Annotated in this window: 28 protein-coding genes and 1 tRNA gene; 21 read left to right on the top strand and 8 right to left on the bottom strand. The window is 36.1% G+C overall.

What is annotated here, in order from left to right; all coding sequences use genetic code 11:
* Positions 1-126: 126 nt before the first annotated feature.
* On the top strand, positions 127-783 hold the full coding sequence (locus tag IGJ11_RS10285) for a Crp/Fnr family transcriptional regulator (protein WP_010738044.1): 657 nt from the start codon (positions 127-129) through the stop codon (positions 781-783).
* A gap of 116 nt (positions 784-899) precedes the next feature.
* Here IGJ11_RS10285 and IGJ11_RS10280 read toward each other — a convergent pair whose 3' ends face one another.
* Genes IGJ11_RS10280 through IGJ11_RS10270 form a run of 3 tightly spaced genes read right to left on the bottom strand, consistent with a single transcriptional unit; the run spans position 900 to position 4,175 of the window.
* The gene (locus tag IGJ11_RS10280; protein ID WP_010738043.1) at positions 900-1,697 is read right to left on the bottom strand and encodes a TPM domain-containing protein; all 798 of its coding nucleotides are present in this window, start codon (positions 1,695-1,697) and stop codon (positions 900-902) included.
* Positions 1,694-2,905, bottom strand: a complete 1,212-nt coding sequence (locus tag IGJ11_RS10275; RefSeq protein ID WP_207431729.1) for a TFIIB-type zinc ribbon-containing protein — start codon at positions 2,903-2,905, stop codon at positions 1,694-1,696. The genes IGJ11_RS10280 and IGJ11_RS10275 overlap by 4 nt, the downstream gene beginning before the upstream one ends.
* A gap of 22 nt (positions 2,906-2,927) precedes the next feature.
* Positions 2,928-4,175, bottom strand: coding sequence for an SPFH domain-containing protein (locus IGJ11_RS10270; RefSeq protein WP_010718693.1), 1,248 nt, complete (start codon positions 4,173-4,175; stop codon positions 2,928-2,930).
* 297 nt (positions 4,176-4,472) lie between these two features.
* On the opposite strand from IGJ11_RS10270, the gene dnaX reads away from it, so the two are divergent.
* From dnaX to IGJ11_RS10220, 10 genes are all read left to right on the top strand, one after another.
* Positions 4,473-6,221, top strand: a complete 1,749-nt coding sequence (dnaX, locus tag IGJ11_RS10265; protein WP_251849678.1) for a DNA polymerase III subunit gamma/tau — start codon at positions 4,473-4,475, stop codon at positions 6,219-6,221.
* A gap of 24 nt (positions 6,222-6,245) precedes the next feature.
* The gene (locus IGJ11_RS10260) at positions 6,246-6,557 is read left to right on the top strand and encodes a YbaB/EbfC family nucleoid-associated protein (protein ID WP_010718691.1); all 312 of its coding nucleotides are present in this window, start codon (positions 6,246-6,248) and stop codon (positions 6,555-6,557) included.
* 23 nt (positions 6,558-6,580) lie between these two features.
* Positions 6,581-7,177, top strand: coding sequence for a recombination mediator RecR (gene recR / locus IGJ11_RS10255; RefSeq protein WP_010718690.1), 597 nt, complete (start codon positions 6,581-6,583; stop codon positions 7,175-7,177).
* A gap of 63 nt (positions 7,178-7,240) precedes the next feature.
* Positions 7,241-7,885, top strand: coding sequence for a dTMP kinase (tmk, locus tag IGJ11_RS10250; RefSeq protein ID WP_010718689.1), 645 nt, complete (start codon positions 7,241-7,243; stop codon positions 7,883-7,885).
* Positions 7,886-7,899: 14 nt separating this feature from the next.
* Positions 7,900-8,229 carry a cyclic-di-AMP receptor gene (locus IGJ11_RS10245; RefSeq protein ID WP_010718688.1) on the top strand — a complete coding sequence of 110 codons (330 nt, stop codon included), beginning with the start codon at positions 7,900-7,902 and terminating at the stop codon, positions 8,227-8,229.
* A gap of 8 nt (positions 8,230-8,237) precedes the next feature.
* Entirely contained in the window at positions 8,238-9,179 is a 942-nt protein-coding gene (gene holB, locus IGJ11_RS10240; protein WP_207431728.1) for a DNA polymerase III subunit delta', read from the top strand.
* 35 nt (positions 9,180-9,214) lie between these two features.
* Positions 9,215-10,039, top strand: coding sequence for a PSP1 domain-containing protein (locus tag IGJ11_RS10235; RefSeq protein WP_207431726.1), 825 nt, complete (start codon positions 9,215-9,217; stop codon positions 10,037-10,039).
* Positions 10,032-10,376 (top strand): DNA replication initiation control protein YabA, encoded by a 345-nt coding sequence (locus tag IGJ11_RS10230; RefSeq protein ID WP_010718685.1) that lies wholly within the window; start codon positions 10,032-10,034, stop codon positions 10,374-10,376. The genes IGJ11_RS10235 and IGJ11_RS10230 overlap by 8 nt, the downstream gene beginning before the upstream one ends.
* A 660-nt stretch (positions 10,377-11,036) precedes the next feature.
* Positions 11,037-11,903: a 16S rRNA (cytidine(1402)-2'-O)-methyltransferase gene (rsmI, locus tag IGJ11_RS10225; RefSeq protein WP_207431725.1), complete on the top strand. Its 867-nt coding sequence runs from the start codon at positions 11,037-11,039 to the stop codon at positions 11,901-11,903.
* A 145-nt stretch (positions 11,904-12,048) separates the two neighbouring features.
* On the top strand, positions 12,049-12,309 hold the full coding sequence (locus IGJ11_RS10220; RefSeq protein WP_002328071.1) for a hypothetical protein: 261 nt from the start codon (positions 12,049-12,051) through the stop codon (positions 12,307-12,309).
* A gap of 302 nt (positions 12,310-12,611) precedes the next feature.
* Here IGJ11_RS10220 and IGJ11_RS10215 read toward each other — a convergent pair whose 3' ends face one another.
* Complete coding sequence (locus tag IGJ11_RS10215; RefSeq protein ID WP_002328072.1) at positions 12,612-12,959, bottom strand: thioredoxin family protein; 348 nt, start codon at positions 12,957-12,959, stop codon at positions 12,612-12,614.
* A gap of 534 nt (positions 12,960-13,493) precedes the next feature.
* On the opposite strand from IGJ11_RS10215, the gene IGJ11_RS10210 reads away from it, so the two are divergent.
* Entirely contained in the window at positions 13,494-14,441 is a 948-nt protein-coding gene (locus IGJ11_RS10210; protein WP_207431724.1) for a permease, read from the top strand.
* 10 nt (positions 14,442-14,451) lie between these two features.
* Positions 14,452-15,315 (top strand): TIGR03943 family putative permease subunit, encoded by an 864-nt coding sequence (locus IGJ11_RS10205; protein WP_010718682.1) that lies wholly within the window; start codon positions 14,452-14,454, stop codon positions 15,313-15,315.
* Between the two features lie 142 nt (positions 15,316-15,457).
* Here the strand turns inward: IGJ11_RS10205 and IGJ11_RS10200 are convergent, their stop codons facing one another.
* Both IGJ11_RS10200 and IGJ11_RS10195 read right to left on the bottom strand, forming a co-directional pair.
* On the bottom strand, positions 15,458-15,949 hold the full coding sequence (locus IGJ11_RS10200; protein WP_034699026.1) for a threonine/serine exporter family protein: 492 nt from the start codon (positions 15,947-15,949) through the stop codon (positions 15,458-15,460).
* 15 nt (positions 15,950-15,964) lie between these two features.
* A complete protein-coding gene (locus IGJ11_RS10195; RefSeq protein WP_010718680.1) occupies positions 15,965-16,717 on the bottom strand; it encodes a threonine/serine exporter family protein in 753 nt (250 codons plus the stop codon).
* 119 nt (positions 16,718-16,836) lie between these two features.
* Here IGJ11_RS10195 and IGJ11_RS10190 point away from each other — a divergent pair.
* The 8 genes from IGJ11_RS10190 (at position 16,837) to IGJ11_RS10155 (ending at position 21,312) form a co-directional block, all read left to right on the top strand.
* Positions 16,837-16,907, top strand: a tRNA-Gly gene (locus tag IGJ11_RS10190).
* Between the two features lie 286 nt (positions 16,908-17,193).
* Positions 17,194-17,910 (top strand): DNA/RNA non-specific endonuclease, encoded by a 717-nt coding sequence (locus tag IGJ11_RS10185; protein WP_010718679.1) that lies wholly within the window; start codon positions 17,194-17,196, stop codon positions 17,908-17,910.
* A gap of 268 nt (positions 17,911-18,178) precedes the next feature.
* Entirely contained in the window at positions 18,179-18,445 is a 267-nt protein-coding gene (locus IGJ11_RS10180) for an IreB family regulatory phosphoprotein (RefSeq protein ID WP_010718678.1), read from the top strand.
* A complete protein-coding gene (gene ruvX, locus IGJ11_RS10175) occupies positions 18,442-18,873 on the top strand; it encodes a Holliday junction resolvase RuvX (protein WP_010718677.1) in 432 nt (143 codons plus the stop codon). Before IGJ11_RS10180 ends, ruvX begins: the two co-directional genes overlap by 4 nt.
* 23 nt (positions 18,874-18,896) lie before the next feature.
* Positions 18,897-19,208, top strand: coding sequence for a DUF1292 domain-containing protein (locus tag IGJ11_RS10170; protein WP_010718676.1), 312 nt, complete (start codon positions 18,897-18,899; stop codon positions 19,206-19,208).
* Positions 19,209-19,639: 431 nt separating this feature from the next.
* A complete protein-coding gene (locus tag IGJ11_RS10165) occupies positions 19,640-20,200 on the top strand; it encodes a hypothetical protein (protein WP_207431723.1) in 561 nt (186 codons plus the stop codon).
* A 43-nt stretch (positions 20,201-20,243) separates the two neighbouring features.
* Positions 20,244-20,486, top strand: a complete 243-nt coding sequence (locus IGJ11_RS10160) for an SEFIR domain-containing protein (RefSeq protein WP_350028796.1) — start codon at positions 20,244-20,246, stop codon at positions 20,484-20,486.
* A gap of 562 nt (positions 20,487-21,048) precedes the next feature.
* On the top strand, positions 21,049-21,312 hold the full coding sequence (locus IGJ11_RS10155; protein ID WP_438772543.1) for a hypothetical protein: 264 nt from the start codon (positions 21,049-21,051) through the stop codon (positions 21,310-21,312).
* 917 nt (positions 21,313-22,229) lie between these two features.
* On the opposite strand, the gene IGJ11_RS10150 is transcribed toward IGJ11_RS10155, so the two are convergent.
* Together IGJ11_RS10150 and IGJ11_RS10145 are read right to left on the bottom strand one after the other, a co-directional pair.
* A complete protein-coding gene (locus IGJ11_RS10150) occupies positions 22,230-22,532 on the bottom strand; it encodes a hypothetical protein (protein WP_207431721.1) in 303 nt (100 codons plus the stop codon).
* A 122-nt stretch (positions 22,533-22,654) separates the two neighbouring features.
* Positions 22,655-23,674 carry a phosphotransferase family protein gene (locus IGJ11_RS10145; RefSeq protein ID WP_207431720.1) on the bottom strand — a complete coding sequence of 340 codons (1,020 nt, stop codon included), beginning with the start codon at positions 23,672-23,674 and terminating at the stop codon, positions 22,655-22,657.
* Positions 23,675-23,724 lie beyond the last annotated feature (50 nt).

Below are 23,724 nucleotides of genomic sequence, written 5' to 3'. Positions count from 1 at the left end.
TCACAGACATAATTTAAAATGGTACTTAACAAATGTTAATATCATTAGTAAAATACCTTTGGGCTTTAAAATACTTAGAAATCTTGTATTATTTTTTTAGATAAATGTTTGGATGGGGGAGCATGATTGGACAGCAGAGTGCTAAAGGAATATTTAGAGAAAAATCAATTTCCAATTGTACGAAAAAGATATCATAAGTATCTAACTTTTGAAGGAGTGGAGGATTGTTACACGTATATTTTAAAAGAAGGCACGGTCAAAGCAAGTGTCATCTCAAATGATGGTCGTGAGTTCAACTTGAGGTATATTAAAGATCTAGAGATTGTTTCACTTTTAAAAGATGAATATTCGCAGTTTATTGATTCGCCGTACAATATTCGGATTGAATCTGAATATGCAGAATTTTATCGAATCAATCGAGTGAAATTTTGGGAACATATCAACGAAGATCCAAAGATGCAACACTATGTAAAAGAGTATTATCGGTATCGTTTGCTGTATTCCATGAAAAAAATGCAACAAATGCTTTTAAATGGGAAATTAGGTGCTGTATGTACGCAACTTTACGAGTTATATGATTTATTTGGGGTTCGGACAGAGGAAGGCATGATGATCGATTTTGTGATCACTAATGAAGAAATCGCCAAGTTTTGCGGAATCTCTACCGCTAGTAGTGTGAGTAGGATCTTAAAACAACTGAAAGAAAATGGGATAATCACCGTTAAAGATCATCGGATCATTATCACCAATATGGATTTATTAGAAGACAATATTATCTTTTAAATAGGATCAGTGGAAAACATAAGATGCTTCCTTCATGTAGTTGTATCAGCTTTAGCTGACGACAATGCATGAAGGAAGCATCTTAATTTATGGATGATTGTTCCTATTGTGGTGCTTTAAAAGCTTCGACCACCACCACCGAAAGTCCCGCCACCGCTGGAATGAGTCGTACTTCCGCCACCGCCGCTACCAGGAGGTGGGCTTTTTGGAATCCTGCGTGTAGTGACAAAGGAGTTGGTTAAGCGATCTGTTTTATCCGTTAATTTTACGTTTGATTTTTCTCTAAATGGGTATTTATAAGTTCCTGATTTCAACTGATACCTCGAAACTGTTACAAAGTAGAATACGAGGCTCAATGCCAGGGCTAAGATGATAGAAATCACTATTTCAGTCGTCGTCAACACTTTATACCGCGTGATCTTACCAGTCTCTTCATCAATTTGATAATGTCCTCCAGGAACTCCAGCTTCTACATATTCTGAAGTTTTAGTCAAATAGGCTTGAGCTGCTGCAAAATAAGCCGAATTCGTCATTTGGTCGTAGACATCATCTAACGTGTCATTGATCCGAGCATCATCAAGATAATCGATCATATTACCAGAAGTTGAAATGTAAATCTCACGTTGTCCCATATCTAACAACAGAACAGCCCCATTTTGATCATTACCGATCGCATTTCTTAAGTAATCATCTGCAAACGTTCGAGGTTCTTCTGAGTTGGAAGTCGTCGTTACGATAAAGATTTGTCCTTTGATCTTCTCATTGATAGGCTGGATTTGTTGCTCTAAAGATTGGATCTGCTCTTGCGTGAACAAACCAGCTTCATCGTTCACTGCGGGTGTAGCAGCGTCAACGGAAGAACTCCAAAAGAAACCGAATAGGACTAGAAAGAAAAGTAAAATTCTTTTTTTCATATCAAGTATCCTCCAATCATAAAGAGGATCGCCAATACAGCAAAGATTCCAAAAGCCGTCAAGCCCAGTTTTTTATGACTGATGGGTAAAACACCGCTGACTTTACCTGTTTGACCATTCATGGCGTAATAATAGACTTTCTTATTGGCATCACTACTGCGATAAGTGACTAACCATACCGGTAAAAGAACATATTCATTATTCTCACTAGTGATATCTGTCGAAGTCCGAACATTGGTCAATGTGGTATAACCATTTGCGGTGTCACGTAACAATTTCTCGGAGTAATCTTGCAGTTCATCTTGCACTTGTGATTTGATTGCTTCATATTCGATATCTCGTTTTTCTGCTTGAAACCCTGCCAGATACTGACTTTTGAAGTCAATTGCCTTGTTCAATGGAAACGGTTGGACTGCTTCCACCATTTTTTGTTGGGTATTCTTGGACAATGCATTTTTTACTAGTTCTTTAAAGGAAAGTGAGCCTTCTCGATGAACAGCAAACTGTTTGGTTTCTGTATACTCGATGTCACCCACTCGCCAAATACGAATCACTGTTCCGGTCGCTTGCATAGAGCCGTCAACGGTTGCATCCGTTGTCCAATAAGGAAAATAAACGCCAGTTAGTTTGTCGATTTGGTCTTTGTTGAAAAATTCTTTGGGTACAAACCATTTTTTCTTTGTCCAAGCTAAGAATTTTTCGACCGCCTCTTCTTTTTCGACTGCAAATGGTAAGACTTTATTTGGCAGTAATTTTCCACTTAACCGTCCGGATAAAACAACTGGATTGTGACAATAGTAGCAGTAAGTAGCAGCCGTTGTTGCATCGGTCACGATCTCTGCTCCACAGCTTGGACAAAGAAATAGTTCCATCGTTGCTTCTGTTTCTTCTTCCGCTGATTCAGCTGGTGTTGCTTGATCGCTAGGATCAGAAAAACCACCAGCTTCTTCAAACGCTTTTCGTTCTGCTTCATCCATCTGCTCCAACTGTTCATCTGCAGTAAAAGTAAAATCTTTTTCAGAATCTTGTTGGGAAGGTGGTTGATCTTCTGAGTGAATCCCTCGGGCTGCTTTTTGTTCTTGTTCGTACTGACTGACTTCTTCCTCAGTGTAAACATTTAAACAATAGTCACAGTGGAATTTTTGATCTTTTGGATCAAACGTGAGAGGACCCCCACAGTTTGGGCATTTATGTGTAAGAACGTCCATTCTATCCACACCTTTCTAAAACTTAGTCGAGTGGGATTCCTTTGAATGGTTTTCCACAATTTGGACAAAACTTAGGGATACCATTTGAAAGATCGACCACTTCGTTACATTCACTACATTTCATTTGTAACTTTGGTTGGACATTTGCAACTGGCTTGGCTGCCCCACAGTTAGAACAGAATTTTCCCGTATTTTCAGTTCCGCAGACTGGACATGTCCAAGTATCATTGCTCCCTTGAGCGGTTTGTTGGTTTTGTTTTTCAGCTTGTTGTTTGATTTGTTCCTGGTTATTTTGTGCTGCTTGTGAAAGGTAAGAACCATTAGCATTCATTCCCATTCCCATGCCCATAAAGCCAGTCATCGCGCCGGCATCATTTTTACCAGCTGCTTCCATCCCACGAGCAATCGAACCTTGAACATAGCCTTCACGGACACTTGGATCTCCCAACATCGCACCTTCATTACGCATATTGATCAATTTCACTGAATCATCTGTGTAAGAAATACTTGCTACTGCGACAGAAACGATTTCCATACCACGTAATTCATTCCAAGATTCATCTAAAACATTGCCCATGTATTTACTTAATTCTAAGCTTTTTGATGGAACATAAGAAATGCGCTGACCATCAGCAGACATTTGGTTAATCGCAGCTTGAAGAGCTGTTAAAAATTCTGCCAGATACTGCTCATTAATATCTGAGATTTCTACTTGCGTTTTGTTTTTAGGAATAGCGTTGGTATAAAACAAAATTGGATCAGTAATATGGATCGAATAAGTACCATGAGCTCGTAAGAACAATTCAGCATTGTAAAAATTGTCAAAATAGTTCAGTGGCGCACTGGTACCAAACTTGATTCCTTTGATTTCTTGAAGATTGATATAAAAGACTTGTTGCTTTTGAGGTGTCACGCCACCGAATTTAAAACGTTCAAAAGTTTCTGCGATCGCACCTTTCAATGAACCATTGAACATGGAAGGAGCAGAGTCATTTTTGATCGTATAGTAGCCTTCTTCGGCAGTATAATCAATGATTTTACCACCATCTACAAGGAGCATCATCATATTCGGATAGACATGGACAACGGTTCCGTCAGTTAGAACATCCTCTGTTCCTTTACGATTGGAGCCACGTTTATCATCTTTACGTACTTTCACACCTTTTGTCATAACTGTTGTATCGCTCATATCCGCTGGTTCGATTACTTCGATCCATTGATCTGCTAATCCACCGCCGATCATGCTTGTTGCTGCTTTGATAAGACCCATAAAAAATTCCTCCCTTTATGAATGTTGATTGTTAAATGAATGACTCTATTATACCATAGGAGCAATGAAAAACTCTCAGACGGAAGATGGATATTAGCTGTTTAGCTGATTTTCTTTCAGTTGAAAAAAACAAGGAAGATCGAGAAAGCTGTTTGTGAGTATTTATTTGAAAGAATCGGGGAATACACAAGTAACTACAAACGACAAATCATGATTCTTCTCATAACTATAGTAGTTTTTTTTAGCAAAATCACGTATAATAAAAGATAGTGAATTTTTCAAAAAAGGGGGATCTTCATGGCATATCAAGCACTCTATCGTGTCTGGCGTTCACAGCGTTTCGAAGACATCGTCGGGCAAAAAGCGGTGACACAGACGTTGAAAAATGCTATCGTTTCCCATAAAACTTCTCATGCTTATCTATTTACAGGACCACGAGGAACTGGTAAAACGAGTGCAGCTAAAATTTTTGCAAAAGCTATCAACTGTCCGAATAGTCAAGATGGAGAACCTTGTAATCATTGTGAAATGTGTCAGTCGATTACAGCGGGAACACAAGAAGACGTGATTGAAATCGACGCAGCAAGTAATAACGGAGTCGAAGAAATACGTTTTATTCGAGATCGAGCGAACTACGCACCGACAAAAGCAACTTATAAAATCTATATCATAGATGAAGTGCATATGCTTTCTACCGGAGCGTTCAATGCATTGTTGAAAACTTTAGAAGAACCTAAAGAAAATGTTATTTTTATTTTAGCAACAACCGAGCCACATAAGATACCAGCAACGATCATTTCCAGAACACAACGCTTTGATTTCAAACGAATCAATGCAGCTGATATCGTTGAGCATTTGGCATACATTTTAAAGCAATCAGACGTACAATATGAAGAACCAGCACTAGGGGTTATTGCTCGAGCAGCAGAAGGCGGGATGCGTGATGCGCTAAGTATCATGGACCAAGCGATTTCTTTTAGTAATGGGGTCGTAACTGTGGATGATGCGATGCAAGTTACCGGTAGTCTAACCAACGAGATGATGGATGAATTTTTAGGCGCTTGTGTGAATAATGAAGTGCCCAAAGCGTTAGAATCATTAACAGATATCTTAGCTGCTGGTAAGGAAGCACGGCGCTTTCTAGAAGATCTTTTACAGTATTGTCGTGATTTACTGATGTACCAACAAGCACCAAATCTCGTAGCAGAACGAACAACTTCACTTCGAGAACCATTTGTCGAACTAGCAAAAGAAGTACCTGCACCTCGACTTTTTCAGATGATCCATATTTTGAGTGAAACACAAAATGAGATTCGTTTTACTAATAGTGCTACGATCTATCTGGAAGTAGCAACTGTCAAGCTAGCTCAAGCTTCTGGTTCAGCTGCTCCTTCAAGTAGTAACCAAGCAAGTGAAGTAGACAGTCAGTTAATTAATCAGCTACAAGCAGAGATCAAAGAGCTGAAAAAAGCGATCAACGAGATCAAAACGAATGGGGGAACCCCTTCAACTACTGCCAAGCAAACACAAGCTCCTGTTCAAAAGAAACAAGCAAGTACGTATCGGATACCAACTGAACGAGTGTATCAGGTTCTAAGAGAAGCGACCAGAAAGCATTTGAATGAAGTCAAAGAAGTCTGGGACGATTTGTTGATGAGTTTGTCTGTGACACAACGAGCGATGCTTAAAGCAAGTGAACCAGTTGCGGCTAGTCCTACTGGGTTAGTCATTGCGTTTGATTACGAGATTGTTTGTCAACGAGCTGCCAACGACGAAGAATTACAGTTGGCGATCCATAATAATTTAAGTCGAATGATCAAAGACTATGCACCAGATTCAGTCTATATCACGAGAGAAAGCTGGCCAACGATCCGCAAAGACTATTTAGTCCAAGCAAAAGACGGGAGTAATGATGATTCTTTTGCTCCGGAAGATTCAGATGAAGAGATCGAACTGATCCCTCAACAAGCACCAAGTGAAGAAACGATCGTCACGAAAGCCGAAGAAATCTTTGGCACAGATGTTGTGACAATCATTGATGATTAAATAAAAAAAGGAGAATGATCAATTATGATGCGCGGAATGGGAAACATGCAAGGGATGATGAAACAAGTCCAAAAAATGCAAAAAGAGATGGTTCAAGCACAAGAACAATTGAACGAAACAGAATTTACTGGTGTAGCAACCAATGAGTTAGTGAAAGTTATTTTTACAGGTGATCGTCGGATGAAAGACATCCAAATCAGTGAAGGTGTCGTGGATCCTGAAGATACAGAAATGCTGCAAGACCTGTTGATGATGGCTGTCAATGATGCTTTGACAAAAATCGATGCAGAATCTGAAAAAACAATGGGAAAATACACTAAGGGGTTACCCTTCTAATTTTTCCTAAAGGGGTAATGAAAATGCAATATCCAGAACCAATTGCTAAATTGATCGATAGTTACATGAGACTGCCAGGGATCGGTCAGAAAACAGCCACAAGATTAGCTTTCTACACGATCGATATGAAAGATGAAATCGTAAATGAATTTGCTAAATCGTTGTTAAGTGTCAAACGAGATCTTCATTTTTGTAGTGTTTGCGGCAACATCACAGAAGAAGACCCATGTGAGATTTGTAAAGATCCTTCAAGAGATCGTGGGGTTATCTTAGTTGTCGAAGAACCAAAAGACGTGATGGCGTTAGAAAAAATGCGGGAATATCGTGGGCTTTATCATGTTCTACATGGGGTTCTTTCTCCAATGGAAGGGACTGGACCTGAAGATATCAACATTTCTTCGTTACTTGAACGCCTACATGATGATCAAGTGAAAGAAGTGATCATTGCAACAAATGCAACCACTGAAGGAGAAGCTACTGCCATGTATCTTTCACGATTGATCAAACCGGCTGGTATCAAAGTCACTCGATTGGCCCACGGCTTATCCGTTGGTTCGGATATCGAATATGCTGATGAAGTGACCCTGTTAAAAGCGGTAGAAGGCAGACGCGAGTTATAAATTTTCTATAAAAAAGAATTTCGGCTACAATAAAGAAGTAACGCAAGAGATGGGGGCAAAAATGTGAACGGACTATTTATTACGATCGAGGGACCAGATGGAGCTGGGAAAACCAGTATTCTAAATGAGTTATTCCCTCTTTTGAAAAAAGTAGCAAAAACAAAGATCATTCAAACAAGAGAACCAGGTGGGATCCCGATTGCCGAAGAGATTCGGGCAGTTATCCTTGATCCTAAAAATGATCGGATGGATGAACGGACAGAAGCTTTGCTATATGCTGCGGCTAGAAGACAGCATTTGGTCGAGAAAGTCCTACCTGCTTTATCAGAAGGAAGCATTGTTTTATGTGATCGATTTGTAGACAGCTCATTGGCTTATCAAGGGGCGGGACGTAGAATTGGTGTTTCTGAGATTGCCCGCTTGAATGAATTTGCTACAGAAGGTACGACACCTGACTTTACCCTTTATCTCGATATTGATTCAGATACTGGATTGCATCGCATTAAAGAGAACCGAAGAGGTCAAATCGATCGATTAGATTCAGAAGGATTGGAATTTCATCAACGAGTACGTCATGCGTATTTAAAAATAGCTGAAGAGAATCCTGAACGTATTTATAAAATTGATGCAAGAAAGAGCTTTGAAGAGGTACTTCAAACAAGTTACAGAGCCATTGTTGAACAATACCCACAATTTTTTGAAAACTAGGAAGGTGACTGTATATGAAAATTATTTTAGCAATTATTCAAGACAAAGACAGTAATCGTTTATCCAATGAATTGATTGATGCCAATATCCGTGCAACAAAATTATCTTCAACTGGTGGCTTTTTGAAAGCTGGCAACAGTACATTTATTGTTGGGATTGAAGACGAACGTGTAGAAGAAGCATTAGAAATCATCAAAAAAACTTGTGAATCAAGAAAACAATTTGTTTCAACACCTGTCACGTTGGATATCTCTATGGACGGTGGAGTTCCTTATCCAGTAGAAGTTGAAGTCGGTGGAGCAACCGTCTTTGTGTTACCAGTTGAAGGATTTCATCAATTTTAGGAGGCGCCATGGATCAAGAATTTACGCTGGATCAAATGCAACCTATCGTGTATCAACAGCTTCAACGAAGTTTTGAGCATGGGCGCCTCGCTCATGCTTATCTTTTTGAAGGCGAAAAAGGAACGGGAAAACACGAAATGGGGATTTGGTTAGCACAACACCTGTTTTGTACGAATCTGCAGGAACAACTTCCTTGTGGAGTATGCAATAATTGTCAACGAATCCAAAACCAAGAACATCCAGACGTTTTAACGATCGTACCAGAAGGGCAAACGATCAAAGTCGATCAAATTAGACGTTTGCAAACCGAATTTAGTCGTAGTGGTTATGAATCTCGGAAGAAAGTTTTCCTTATTCAAGAAGCAGAAAAGATGAATGCAAGTGCAGCAAATAGTTTGCTTAAGTTTTTAGAAGAACCACCAGGCGATTTTCTAGCGATCTTAGAAACGGATTCGATTGGGCGAATCTTACCAACGATTCAATCACGCTGCCAAATCTTGCATTTTCAGGAGCTGGCTAAAGATGCGTTGATTTATAAATTACAACAAGCACAGATTCCTTTAGAAAAAGCGAAACTTTTGACTTTCTTGACGAACAGTTTCGTAAAAGCAGTTGAAATATCGCAAAATGAATGGTTTAATGATGCTAAGGATTCGATTCAACAGTGGTTTGTGTATTTGCAAAAAAATGATACACAAGCATTCATTTATGTTCAAAAAAAGTTAATAAAGACTTTTAAAGAAAAATCGCAACAATTTACTGGTTTATCGATCTTAATGTTTTATTATCAAGAAGCTTTACAACAAGCTTTAATAGCAGAAAATTTTAGAAAAGTAACACGTATTAATCAGACGATTGAGCGTATTTTATTAGCGGAACAGAAATTAAGAAGCAATGTCAGCTTCCAAGCAGTAGCGGAACAGTTTGTTTTACAAACAATTACTGGCTGAGACAGCAGGAAAAATGAGGGTCAAGGGGGATGGAAATGGTCGAAGTAGTAGGTGTCCGTTATAAAGAAGCAGGTCCTATCTATTATTTTAAACCTGGTCAATTAACGTATGAATACAACGAGAAAGTAATCGTTGAAACTCAAAAAAACTTACATATTGCAACTGTCGCCATTCCTAAAGCAGAACTTGATCCGGAAGAATTGCCTGAGCAAATCAGTTCAATTTTGCATAAAGCGACACAAGCAGAACTCGAAAAAGAACAAAAAAATAAAGAAGATGCAGAACAAGCCAGGCTGATTGCGAAAGAAAAAGTCAAAAAACATGGGTTAGAAATGAAGATCATTCATGTAGAATATACGTTAGATCGTAGTAAACTCATTTTTTCATTCACAGCAGATGGACGAATTGATTTTCGGGAATTAGTCAAAGACTTAGCTGCCGTGTTTCGTACTAGGATTGAACTTCAACAAATCGGAGTACGAGATGAAGCAAAATTGCTAGGTGGAATTGGCCCATGTGGACGGCCTTTATGCTGTGCTTCTTTTTTAGGAGATTTTGTCCCAGTTTCAATCAAAATGGCAAAAAATCAAAATTTGTCCTTAAACCCGACTAAGATATCTGGGTTGTGTGGACGTTTGATGTGTTGCTTGCAATATGAAAATGAAGAATATGAATTAGCAAAAAAAGAACTTCCAGATTTTGGAACAGTGGTTAACACTCCTGATGGTAAAGGGAAAGTTGTCGGCTTGAACTTACTTAATCGACTAGTAAATGTTCGATTAACAGGTCGGGAAAATCCAATCGAATATGAATGGGATGAATTGAAAAACTTCATCCAGGTAGGTGAGATAAATGGATAAGAGATCATTATATGATGGCTTGAACCAATTAGAATCAGAGCTAAGAAATACATTAACTGAATTGGTGGAAATGAAGCAAGCATTACATGAGATCGTTGAAAAAAATACAACGTTGGAAATGGAAAATCAACGTTTAAGAGAGCATTTACGGGAATTAAATCAAGTACAAACACCAGCAGATAATGTGAAACAAGAACTTTCAAAATCTCGTATGAACTTAGAAAAGATTTATGAAGAAGGCTTTCATGTTTGTTATGATCTCTATGGCTCAAGACGTGAGAATGACGAACCTTGTGCCTTTTGTTTAGAAGTCATCTATCGAGAAAGCGGACGGTAAACAAAGAGATTTGAAACAAGCCTGATGTTGCTTATTTTTAGCGATTAATAAACGGCACTCACAGTATCACTTCTACGGAATTAAGTCCGAAAATAAAAAATAAGAAATGCTATTTTTCAATGTTTCGCCCTTAATTCTTAAAGGAGGCCGTGTTGTTCACGACCTCTTATATGGCGTTCAAGAAGCAACTCCTCAGCAATAAGCGATGATTTTCTAAAATATGGGAAGCTATTTTAAAAAATCCTCTCTTATTTGCTCGGAGCTGATCGCTTCTTTCACGACCTCTTACACGGCGTTCAAAGAGCTGACCTTTGATAATAGTTCAAAAAACTGCAAAATATGAGAAGCTATTTTTCAGTTTTCTTCACTATTTCTCAGGTCAAACCGCTCTTTTCACGACCTTATCCACGGCGTTCAAACATCAGCTCCTTGAAATAAGCCTGAATTTTTCAAAACATGAGAAGCTGTTTCAAAAAATTCTTTCTTATTGTCATCGGAGCTACCCGATGTTTTCACGACTTCTTACACGGCGTTCAAAGCATTGCTTCTGCGGAATTAAGCTCAAAAAATTAAAAATATGAAAAGCTATTTTCAATTTTTCGTTCTTAATTCTTGAAGCAGCCCATGCTTTTCACGACCTCTTACACAGGAGAATAAATCATGCTTAATCAAAAAAGTTTTAAAGGACATCATGAAACTGGCTCGCTTTATTTAGTACCGACTCCGATTGGCAATTTAGAAGATATGACTTATCGTAGTGTACGGATATTACAAGAAGTAGACTTGATTGCCAGTGAGGATACACGAAATACCAAAAAATTACTGAATCATTTTGAGATTCAGACACCGCAAAAAAGTTTACATGAACATAACTATAAGGAACGAATTCCGCAATTGATCGCTGAGTTGACGGTTGGGCGCTCGATTGCACAGGTAAGTGACGCTGGGATGCCTTCTATTAGCGATCCAGGACATGAGCTGGTACTTGCTTGCATCCAAGCGGGGATTCCGGTAATCGCTATTCCAGGACCAACTGCTGGGATGACTGCGTTGATTGCTTCAGGCTTGTTACCTCAGCCATTTTTATTTTATGGTTTTTTAGGAAGAAAGAAAAAAGAACAACAAACAACGTTAGAAACATTGAAAGAATACACAGCTACATTGATTTTTTACGAATCTCCTTATCGGATCAGTGCAACGTTAACGAATATGTTGACTGTTTTTGGTAACCGTCAAGTTGTTTTGTGTCGAGAATTAACAAAAATCCATGAAGAATATTTACGTGGAAGTATTGAAGAGTTATTAGACTACATTGAAGAACACCCTGTAAAGGGAGAATGCTGTTTATTGGTTGAAGGAAATACTGGAAGTGAAGAGCCACAAACACAAATTGAAGGATCATTGAAAGAACAAGTCGAACAGTTGATTGCTCTTGGGGAAAAAACAAATGCAGCTATTAAAGCTGTTGCTGTAAAAAACGGACTCAAAAAGCAAGAAGTATATCGACAATTTCACGACTTGGACTAGTTTTATCGAAAAAGATATTTTTTGAAGGAAAGTTATGTCCGAATTGCATAGGAAAGAACGTTTCTTTCTTGATAGTGACCATTTGCTATCAATCAAAAATTGAACTGATTTGAGACTTTTTCTAACGATTATCGAGGTGATCAATGTGAAAACATATGTAGGTTTACTTGATAAGATCAGAGTGATAAAGACGCAACCATTGCTTGTTCGGTTTACATTGGAAACCATTCATCAGCCACTTAATTGTATTGTTGCAAATGTCGAGATTGCGGATAAGTTGATGATGATGGAAGAAAGAAAATATAACATTGCTGTTACAGGACACTTGAATCGACGTAATCAGCTAGTTGTTGAGAGTTTGCAAGTGAGAAACCCAGATCAATATACACGAAATCTCAAAATCTAGAGCGAGTGCGAGAAGTACTATGAAATTAGTGCGGTGCAATGTTACCCGCAGATTTCAAATAATAAAACACCATGGAGATTGAATGAAGTTCAACCTCTATGGTGTTTTTTACGTAATGTCAACTACATGGCTAAATAAACCATAGTGAAAAAAATACTAGAACGAATTTCCAAAATTTCGCCCATAGTAAGATGAAGGTAACTTAAGCAAACCTAAGTAAACCTAAGAAGTATTTTATCCTATCTAAAGGTTAGCGCGCATTAATTGTCTTCATATAGCTATAGTATAGGTTAAGACAACGATTACTGAAACAATTCTTCATAGCTGATCGTTTCATCAGAGTTATTTAACTGATCCAGCAGCGTTTCTAGTTTCGCAAAATTGATAAAGCGTGCTTGTCGTTCGACTTCTTTATTTTTATGGTAGATCAAAATAACAGGAGCAGTCAATATTTGAAAGGCGCTAGCTACTTCAGGTGTTTCCACAGCATCTAAATGAAAACTAGGAAAATCATACTGATCCAATAATTTCTTCAAACGAGGAAGAACAGCATGACATACGCTGCAATTTGGCATAGATAAGTAAAGAACTACCGTTTCATCTTGTGCTAATGACTGATGTACTTCTGATAGATTCGTGGTTTTTTTCATATAAAAAACGTCCTTCCTAATCAAAACAGCGAGACTGGGACAAAACTTGTCTCAGTCTCTTCTAGTATAAAAACGAATAAACGGCGTTCAAGAAGCAACTCCTCAACAATAAGCGATGATTTTCTAAAATATGAGGAGCTATTTTAAAAAATCATCGCTTATTCGCTCGGAGCTGAACGTTTCTTTCACAGCCTCTTGTTCACGGTGAGACAAAAGTAGCATCTTCGGAAATAAGCCGAAATTTACCAAAAATTTGAGAAGCACCAAGTAGGTAACAATCAACATCAAAAACGAGTTTTTGTGTTTCTTGTCAATTTTCGGAAATTCCTTCTTATTTCTTGATGCTAAACACTTTTGTCTCAACCTAATTTCGTGAACCAATTTAATCACAATAAGAAAAAAAGTCAACTAACTTGTCTTATTTTTATCAAATAAAAGATAAGAGTTAGGTAAGAAATAGAAGTAACCTTGTTTTTTTTTAGCGAAAAGCGTATATTATTCTGGCAAATGATGTTTATAGTAAGGAGCGAAAAAATGTTTTCTTTTATACCAAATTCGGTATTGCAGATGAGTACGATTTTTCTATCAATCGTTATTGAAGCTTTACCATTTGTTCTATTAGGCTGTCTCATCTCTGGGGCACTACAAGTCTTTTTAACACCTGAGCGAGTCAAACGCTGGCTACCAGATAATCGCTTTTTATCCATTTTGACTGGTTCTGTTTTAGGATTTTTCTTTCCATCCTGTGAATGTGGGATCGTACCGATCGTTCATCAGTTTGTCAAAAAAGGAGTTCCTGTGCATACCGCTTTTGCATTTATGTTAACAGCACCTATTATCAATCCAATCGTCATTTTTTCTACTTTTATTGCATTTGGGAACTCTTGGGAAATGGCCGGTTGGCGAATGGTTGGAAGCTTTGTGGTAGCGTTGATCATTGGTATCTGGCTCGCTTATTTTCAAAAAGAAAGTGTATTGAAAACGAAGATCCAACAAACAATCGATCATAACCATCATCACCCCCATCATGACCACACCCATGGTACCAATGAACACGAGGAGGTCAAAATTGGGAGAATCAAGCAACTTAGTCAGCAAACAGGTCATGTCCTCACACATTCGATCGATGAATTTTTTGATACGGGTCGGTATCTGATTGTCGGTGGTCTGATTGCCGCTAGTATGCAAACTTACTTGCCAACTCGTGTCATGTTGACACTGGGCTCAACCAAACTACTAGCAATTATTATCATGCTTCTTCTAGCTTTTACGATGTCCCTATGCTCGGAAGCAGATGCGTTCATCGGGTCATCCTTACTCAGCCTTTTTGGTACAGCTCCTGTGGTGGCATTCTTAGTATTTGGACCAATGGTGGATATCAAAAACCTTTTGATGATGAAACGCTATTTTAATGGTCGCTTTATTTTGATGCTCATTGGTTTGATAGCCGTTAGTGTGATTGGTTTTACATTATTTATCTAGGAGGAGCAGTATGATACGATTTTTGATATTATCTGGTTATTTTGAGCTAATGATGTATTTACAAGTATCTGGGAAATTAGATCAGTACATCAATGTTCATTATCGTTATTTGGCTATTTTATCGATGATTTTATCTGCTTTACTTGCATTGGTCCAATTGTATATTTGGGTCAAGAGTGATTCAGTAAAAGGGAAAAAACAGGTAGATGAAGAAGTACACCATCACCACGATCATGATCACGATCACGGGTTAACTAAACCCTCACAACGAGTGATCGCTTATGTTCTGTTGGCTTTACCTGTTATTGTCGGTACTTTATTTCCAACAGTCAGTTTAGATACGACGATTGTGGAAGCAAAAGGATTCAATTTTCCAATAAGTAAGGAGTCGGTTGGAGACCCTGAAATGCAGACACAATATTTAAAGCCTGATACGAGCATTTATTTTAACAAGTCTGACTATTTGGATCAGATGAAAAAATTAAAAGAAAAATATGATGACAAACAGCTTATTAAGATCACTGATGAGAATTACTTGGAAGTCATGGAATTGATTTATAATTACCCAAGTGAATTTATTGGGAAAAAAATCTCTTATGAAGGCTTTGTGTATAAAACGCCAGATGGGGAAAAAGAAGATAATTTCTTATTCCGTTTTGGAATCATCCATTGCGTTGCTGACTCTGGTGTATTCGGTCTATTGACACATATGCCGGAAGGAACGAATGTCAAAAACGATGAGTGGTATAAAGTAGAAGGCACCATCCAATCTGACTACTATGAACCCTTCAAACGGGACATTCCAGTTGTAGAGGTCAATACTCTAACCAAAATCGAGGCGCCCAAAAATCAATATGTGTATCGGTCATTTTAAAGCAAAGACTAAAATTATTAGTGACAAAAATAACTGATGTGACAATAAAAAACCAAAGTACTTGAAAATAGCTTGTAGCTTGCCTATTTTGTAGATACTTTGGTTTTTTATTCATAGCATGATTATTTTTGCCGTTACTTTTTCATTTATGAATGTTTTTAGTTGTTCTTTTTTTTCGTTTCAAAAAAATGGCTTCTCGTTTTAATTTGAAGTTTCGGATATTGTGGTTGAAGACCTCTGATAAAACGAGTCCTAAAGCAATAGCACCAGCAATCATGATCGCTTGAACTGTATAACTTGCAGCTGCTTGATACGAGCCAGTTACTAGATTTCTCACTGCTTGATAAGCCAGACCTCCAGGAACTAGTGGTACCATGCCAGGGATATTAAAGATGGTTACAGGCATTTTTAATCGTTTAGAAAAAAGATCACTGATAAATGCAACACCTAAAGAACCCAGTAACGAACCAAAAGCCGGCGTACCACCTAAGTCCACACATACCCAATAGATCATCCAGCCAAAGGCACCAGAGAGCCCGCAACAAATCAAGGCACGTCTAGGAACGTTGGTGATGATTGCAAAAGCCGCTGTGGCTAAAAAGCTAAAAGAAAATTGAATAAATAGATTCCACATCATCATGTTCCTTTCTCAATAAAAAAGTTGGAAGATAAAGGCAATCGCAAATCCGATCATTGTGGCAGTCATCATGGCTTCTGTACCACGAGAAACTCCAGAAACATAGTGTCCAGCTAGTAAATCCCGAATAGCATTTGTAATCTGTACTCCAGGAACAAGGGGCATGACACAACCGATGATGATCAAATCCTGATTGGCACCTAATCCGACACGAACGCTGAGAATAGCTGTAAGACCAATTAACAAGGAAGATAAGAACTCTGACAAAAATTTGATCCGAAAAAATTTTAAACTATATAAATAAATCGCATAGCCGATACCGCCGATCATCAAAGTGATTGGTAGATCACTCATTTCTCCACCAAATAATACCATGATCGTTCCGCTAATCACCGCAGCACTTAAAATTTGAAGCCATACTGGGAAAAATGACCGATCTTTTTCAATGGCTTGTAAGGCAATGTAGAGATCATTCAAAGTTAACTCACCAGCAACATATTTTCTAGAAAGATTATTGACATTGACAACTTTTTCCAGATTAATGGAGCGATTGGTGATTTGTTCCATTCTAATGGTTGACGTACGGTCAAGACCAATAAACAAACCCGTTTGAGTAACATAGCTGACCAGGCGATAATTGCCAGAAGCAAGAGCGATTCGGCTCATTGTGTCTTCTACTCGGTACATCTCAGCATTGCTTTCCATCATGATTTTGCCAGCTAATAAACAAGTATCAAGTAATAAATCCAACTCTTTTTCTGTCATAATATTTTCTCCAATAGTTCATTTGTTGCTTTTATTTTACTACAAATGACTAAATAAAAGAGAAATAAATAAATACTTGAGTATGAAAAGAAAGAGGCGTATACTGATTTTTGTAAGATGCGGGTGTAGTTTAGTGGTAAAATCCCAGCTTCCCAAGCTGATGTCGCGGGTTCGATTCCCGTCACCCGCTTAAACTAATGATAAAAATTAAGAAAAACAGTATTGATCACATGTTGTTTGGTCAATACTGTTTTTTTGTTTTTAAGTCACAAGCGATTGTTTGTTTGATTAAGTAAAAGCACACGGTTTTAAGATCAATGATTTTTTATGACGTATTCTTTTTAAGAAGAGATCCATTTTTACTTAGTATAGGGAATTAATGGTAGAAATAAATGGAATAAAATAAGTTTAAATATTTTAAAAAAGGGGAACGTATGTTAAAGTTTAGAATAGTTGTTTAGAAAAGGAGTAAAGAAATGCAGAAAAAATCAACAAAAGCCATTATGGGTGTGGTTGTTGCTGTTTTAGCAGGGGCACTAGGACTATCAACACAAAAAAATTCAGATATTGTCCAACAAATTACTGGGTTATTTGACTCAACCCCACAAGCGTCAAAAGTAGCAGACGTACCAGAATATGATGGGAAGCATCAAGAAATTGAGATCAATCAGAATCGTCCGGATTTCACTGAAGAAGATTTGAGCTTAGCTAAAGGAACATGGCAAAGCTATTCAAATATTGATCGATTGAACCGTGTAGGTGCGGCCAATGCGTTATTGGGAAAAGACCTTTTTCCCAAAGAAAAACGCGAGCCGTTGTATATTGATCCAACTGGTTGGAAACAAAAAAAATTAAGCGATGGCCAATGGCTTTATAATCGTAGCCATTTGATTGGTTATCAATTGACTGGACAAAACAACAACATCAAAAATTTGATGACAGGTACTCGTTCATTAAATGCGCCGTATATGCTAGTCCATGAAAATGATATTGCCGCTTATATCAAAGAAACCAATCATCATGTTCGTTATCGTGTCACTCCACATTTTAAGGGGAATGAATTAGTTGCCAGAGGAGTGCAATTAGAAGCAGAAAGTATTGAAGATAAAAAAATAAAATTTAATGTGTTTATTTATAACGTTCAAGAGGGTTATGAAATCAACTATGATACCGGACAGGCGAGAAAAAAATAGCTAATGACATTTGATAGTATACGAAAAAAGTATGAACTTTTTGAAGAATTATCGAAAAAGCTTATATTTATTTAAATATAGCGTATACTTTGGTTAAGATACGATCAAGTAACTGAACATTTGATCACAAATATGTTAAAGTAATGAGAAGTCTGTTTATTAATTTAACCGGAAGTTTTTTAAGATTTATTTGTAGTTTTAAGGTAATTCGAGTAAAATAAAAGTGTAGAAGGTAAATGAATACCTTGCGGGAAAGAGGTGTAGAATCATGGGTTTTACAGATGAAACCGTACGTTTTGGTTTTGACGATAGTCGTAAAAAAGAAGTAAGTGAGACATTAGCGATCGTTTATCGGGCTTTAGAAGAAAAAGGCTACAATCCAATTAATCAGATTGTTGGCTACTTGCTTTCTGGAGACCCGGCCTACATTCCTCGTTATCGTGATGCAAGAAACTTGATACGTCGTCACGAACGCGATGAAATCATGGAAGTAATTGTTAAAGATTATCTAACAAACCATGGGGTAAGTATATGAGAGTAATGGGCTTAGATGTGGGCTCAAAAACAGTTGGTATTGCTGTTAGCGATCCATTTGGTTGGACCGCTCAAGGAGTAGAGATCATTCGTATTGATGAAGAGGCGGAAGAGTTTGGCTTTGATCGTTTGAAAGAACTAGTCGATCAATATGAAGTAGACCGATTTGTCGTAGGCTTACCTAAAAATATGAATAATACAATTGGACCAAGAGCAGAAAGCTCAATGGCTTATGGAGAAAAAATTAAAGAATTGTTCTCGTTACCAGTTGAATATCAAGATGAACGACTAACCACAGTTCAAGCTGAACGAATGTTAGTTGAGCAAGCCAATACATCAAGAGCTAAAAGAAAAAAAGTGATTGATAAATTAGCTGCTGTCATGATTTTACAAAATTATTTAGACGGTTCAGGAAAAAAATTATTTTAATTTCAATGAAAAGAGGGAGACTTATGACAGAACATAACCACACACATGACCACGATCACGAAGGGCACGAGCATATCACCTTAGTAGATGATCAAGGAAACGAAACATTATATGAAATCTTATTAACAGTTGATGGACAAGAAGAATTTGGCCGTAACTACGTATTGCTTTATCCAGCTGGTGTACCAGAAGATGAAGATGTTGAGTTGCAAGCCTATGCTTATGTCGAAAATGAAGATGGCACAGAAGGCGAACTAGAACAAATCGAAACTGATGCAGAATGGGACATGATTGAAGAAGTATTCAACACGTTCATGGCTGAAGAAGAAGAATAGTCTTAAAATGACGGCTGAACCCTTGATGGATAAGGGTTCAGCTTTTTTGTGTTTTGTTTTTACCAAGAATTTGACCAAGATTGTTTTTGGAAAATTATAGGAGTTTATTAAGGAAAATTATCTTGCTATGTTAGTAATAGGGGCGGTATTTGGTCTTGCTATATTATCAGGGGTCACTCTAGCTACAATAGTTAGTGTACTAGCTACAGCATTTGGGTACATCTTAGAAGTGATGAGTATTTAAGAAATAAGATGAAAGTCTTTACAATAGTAACTTGATGTTATTACTGTAAAGATTTTCTTTAATAGCTGTAAAAGATGTCGTTATTAATTGGACTTAATAAACAAAAAAGAAAAAATTATTATAGATTAACGTTTACATAGTTAATATTTGTTATAATTATTTTTTATAAGAATATTGAGGTGAACAAATGGCATTCATTAAATTAATTTTTTCTATTTTTTCTCTGGCTATGTTAATTACTATGATTGTTAGTTTTATTATGATAATGAAATTTACTATAGTACAGCACAGATTGAACTTTAGGAAAAAACAATATATAAAGAAGAGTTTTCCAAAACTCACAAAGAAAGATCTCAAATATCGTCAAATAAAAATATTTAACTACCAACAGCTATACCTTAATAGTGGTTTTAAACATAACCTTCAAATGACTGCTCTAATCGGTTCATTTATAGGGATGATAGCGATGTTTATAATTGCATTATTTACAAAAGATGTAATTCTATCGTTTGTGTTATTGTCTCTTACTTTCTGTTTGATTTCTATTTTTATATTGACACAACCTAGTTTGAAAGAACGGAATAGTTTTTGGAATGATTATTTAGAAGAACATCCAGATAATCCATTGAACGTTTGTTCATTCCCTTTAGACTTAGATGAAAAAGCGTATGAGAATGAAAGAAAATTAGGTGTTTATAGTCTTATTTTTGCTGTCTCTCTTTTTGTTGTTTCTTTTATAGGAAATTAGGAAGTATTTGTTTTTATAAAAGTTTAAAAGCTTCTGTTTTTTTATGAGAGCAGAAGTTTTTTATTTTTATCCTTTATATATAATCTATATTAGGTATAGAAAGAGTAAGTTGTGCTACATATATAGTATTAATTACATATTCATAGGGAAAATACTATTGGAAAATATTAAAACAAAAAAGGTGTTTATTTCGTATAGTTGGTCAAATGAAGAACACAAGGAAAGGGTAATACGATTAGCTGAAGAGTTAGCGAATCTAGGTATAGACGTAATATTAGATGAATGAGATTTAAAGCCTGACAAGATAAATATGAATATATGGAACAAATAGTTACTGATTCTTCTTTGGACAAAGTGCTAATTATAACAGACAGAGTTTATGCTGAAAAAGCAAATAAAAGACAAGGGGGTGTAGGTGCGGAAACTCAAATTATTACACCCTCTTTATATGAAGATTTAGGGGAAATAAATTTATATCGATTATTTTTGAGAAAGATAAAAATACTGGGAAAGCCTTTTTACCTACTTATGTTAAGTCACGTATATATATTGATTGATCTAGTGATCAAGTATATCAGCAAGGACTCGAACAGCTTGTTAGAGATATATATGAAAAACCTTTACGTACAAAAACAAAATCAGGTAAGGCACCTTCTTATATTGTTGAAGATAGAATCAACACTTTTAAGGTTAAAAGTAAAGCTGATGATGTAGAGTATACACTCAGTAAAGGTACAAAAAGAGTTGTTTTTGCACTTAAAGATTATTTTGATAATTTTATTGAAGAACTAGATAAGCTTGAAGTAAAAGAAAATTCTGGTGAATCTTGTTATGCTGCTGCTTTACGAATGGTAGATGAGTCACTTCCATTTCGTCAATCATTCGTAAAAATATTGAATGTTTTTGTACAGGAAGATAGTGTTGACTCGGAATTTATTAGTGAATTTTTTGAAGACTTTTACAATAAAATTATACAAATGGAAACACAAGATATGTTGGCTCCAGAAGCAGCAAAATTCTTATTGACAGAATTGTTCATATATACAACGTCAGTATTTATTAAGTATAAAAGATGGGGTAATTTATCAAGTATATTAAACCATATATATTAATGAAAATATCCAGTATAAATGCTAGTCCAGGTTATCCAAGAGCTTTTAAGAAAATTCCGGCATTCCAAAGTTTTATAAAATCAGATGAAATTGGAGTTCAATCTTAAAATAATAATTGAAATTAAAAATTTCCTAGATCTGAGAAACTAAAGTGGTAATAGTTTATAGTATTGATTGTTTATAATATGTTATATGCTAACATAAAAGTAGAAGATAAATTATTCTTCAAAAATATCGTTTCTTCCAAAAAAATAATACACAAATCAGGGAAAGCAGATCTCTCACTAGTAGGATCTGCTTTTTATTTGCTAAATATGTTATTGTCTTCAGATCAATAATTTGAGTATATCTAAATAGTTTTGAATACTTATGTGTCATTTTTCTAGATAAATGACATAAATATTCAGCGCTAAGTGACAAAAGAAACTAATTTTCCATGATTGATTTTTAAATATCTCAATCTATCTTCAAAATTAGTTGCTTTTGTGGCTATTGTTGTCTATGAATATGACAAATAATTAGAAAAAACTATGGCAATTAAACATAAAAATGACAGAACACGAAATGAATTGATTTTCTAAAAAATAAAGTATCCAGAAATGGAGGGATTTCTGGACACTATTGTTGTAATCGAATATGAAGTGTATCCTATTCTTTTTGTGTCTATAAACACTCAAACAAAGTTCATTAAATGTTTAGATGTGCTGCAAGTTTTTTTATTGCTTTATTTTTAGTCGCTTGGCTAAGATTAACCATCGGTGTCTATTTTCTTGTTAACAGCCAACTGATGAACCTATGTTATCTAATACAATAGAAGAATTGAGGTATAACAGGTAATTAGATATCGTATTTCTTCTGAAAAATAAAATACTCCAAGCAAGAGAGAAACTCTCATTGCTTAGAGTATTCGCAAGCCCTTATTTTGATGAACTTTTCCAATTCTCGTATTGTTCTTTCAACTTCTTGATATACCAAGGGATTCGTTCAGGATTGTTGCTCAGAAAAGTCAAAGCATTTTCTTCAGATTCAACAATTTTTTTATCAATCACATAGGCAAATTTTTGTATGTCCATTTCTAACTTATCAATATCACTTATGAAAAATAGTTGTCCGTTAGTTTTGGTGGTCTTATTTAATGAACTCCATTTTATTTGTTTATTTTCATATGAACTATCATTAGACTGATTGTTTTCAAAACGAAATTTTATTTTTTTATTCATAAGCTTCCTCACCCTTTATATTCATCCTAATTTTTTGGTTTCAAGAAATATTTCATTAAGATAGATTGGTTAGACTTATCTTTTTAAGTTATTTTAATCCTTTTTGTTAGTTGGAACTCTCTTTATTTGATAACATATTCATTTTGGCTCAATTTTTTTAAAAAGGTTTTAATTTTTGAATTTAGATAGTATCGGTATATTTCCGCTACAATTTTCGGATAGCGATAGGTGCATGCTATTTCTACCAAATGAGTATAGATGTCATAGAGTACAAGCCTAATCTTATCTTCTTGACTAAACGTAAAATGATCATTTATCACTTTACTGTAACCTGAGATGAAATTTGGATCTTTTTCTAATCTATCTAACATGAATGAAGGGAATGTGGCTAATGGATCTCCGAAAAAGAATCGTTCAAAATCAATGATACCTGAGATAGTCAACTTTTCTTTTTTAGGTGCCAAATATATATTTCCAGTCCACATATCATAATTAACAAGCTTAGGTGTTTGAATTTCATCCAGCAGTTCTTTTCTTTGTTCTATAGCAGATAAGATTTCAGTATACGGAATTTTGTACCCGTGCTTTCGCGCATCCTCTAACAAATCGCTAACCATAGCTGTGAATGCTTCACTCCAAGATGTGTAACGATAATGACGTTCTTCTTTGATATAGCCAAACCATTTGCCTTCAATCCCATGTAATTTAGCATTGATTTTCCCGAGTTTTTTCATCAATTCAGGTCTTGATTTATTTAAAAGCAAGTAATTAGAAAAATAGTTGGACCAAGTTTTTCCTTTAACACACTCTAATAGAATGTAATTATAAGGAATCACTTTTCTTGAAAAATCATATGCATACATTTTGGGTACAGGGACATGATGATCTTGGAGCAACTGATAAACATAAACTTCTGTGTAAAGTCCGCCTTTTTCTAACAAAGGTAAACCAGCACTTTCGTCAGGTGCAGTCTTTAATACTACTCCGTTGCGTAATTCTTGGGTGCCTTTTATTAGGTAGACTGTATTCAGCGTTCCTTCCTTAAATTGCTTGATACTCGTAACTTCAGAATGTTTAAATTGTTTGTATATAACTGTTTTGATTTGTTCATTTGTTAGCGCATTTTTTGTTGAAATCTTCATACCTTCCTCCATACGTTACTTGCAATAATTTAGTTTCTTCATTCGTCGAA

Origin of the sequence: Enterococcus sp. DIV0691, from assembly GCF_051711145.1 — a bacterium.
GTDB lineage: Bacteria > Bacillota > Bacilli > Lactobacillales > Enterococcaceae > Enterococcus_B > Enterococcus_B hirae.
Note: the sequence above shows the minus strand (reverse complement) of the source record. Positions and strands in the feature narration are given on the sequence as shown.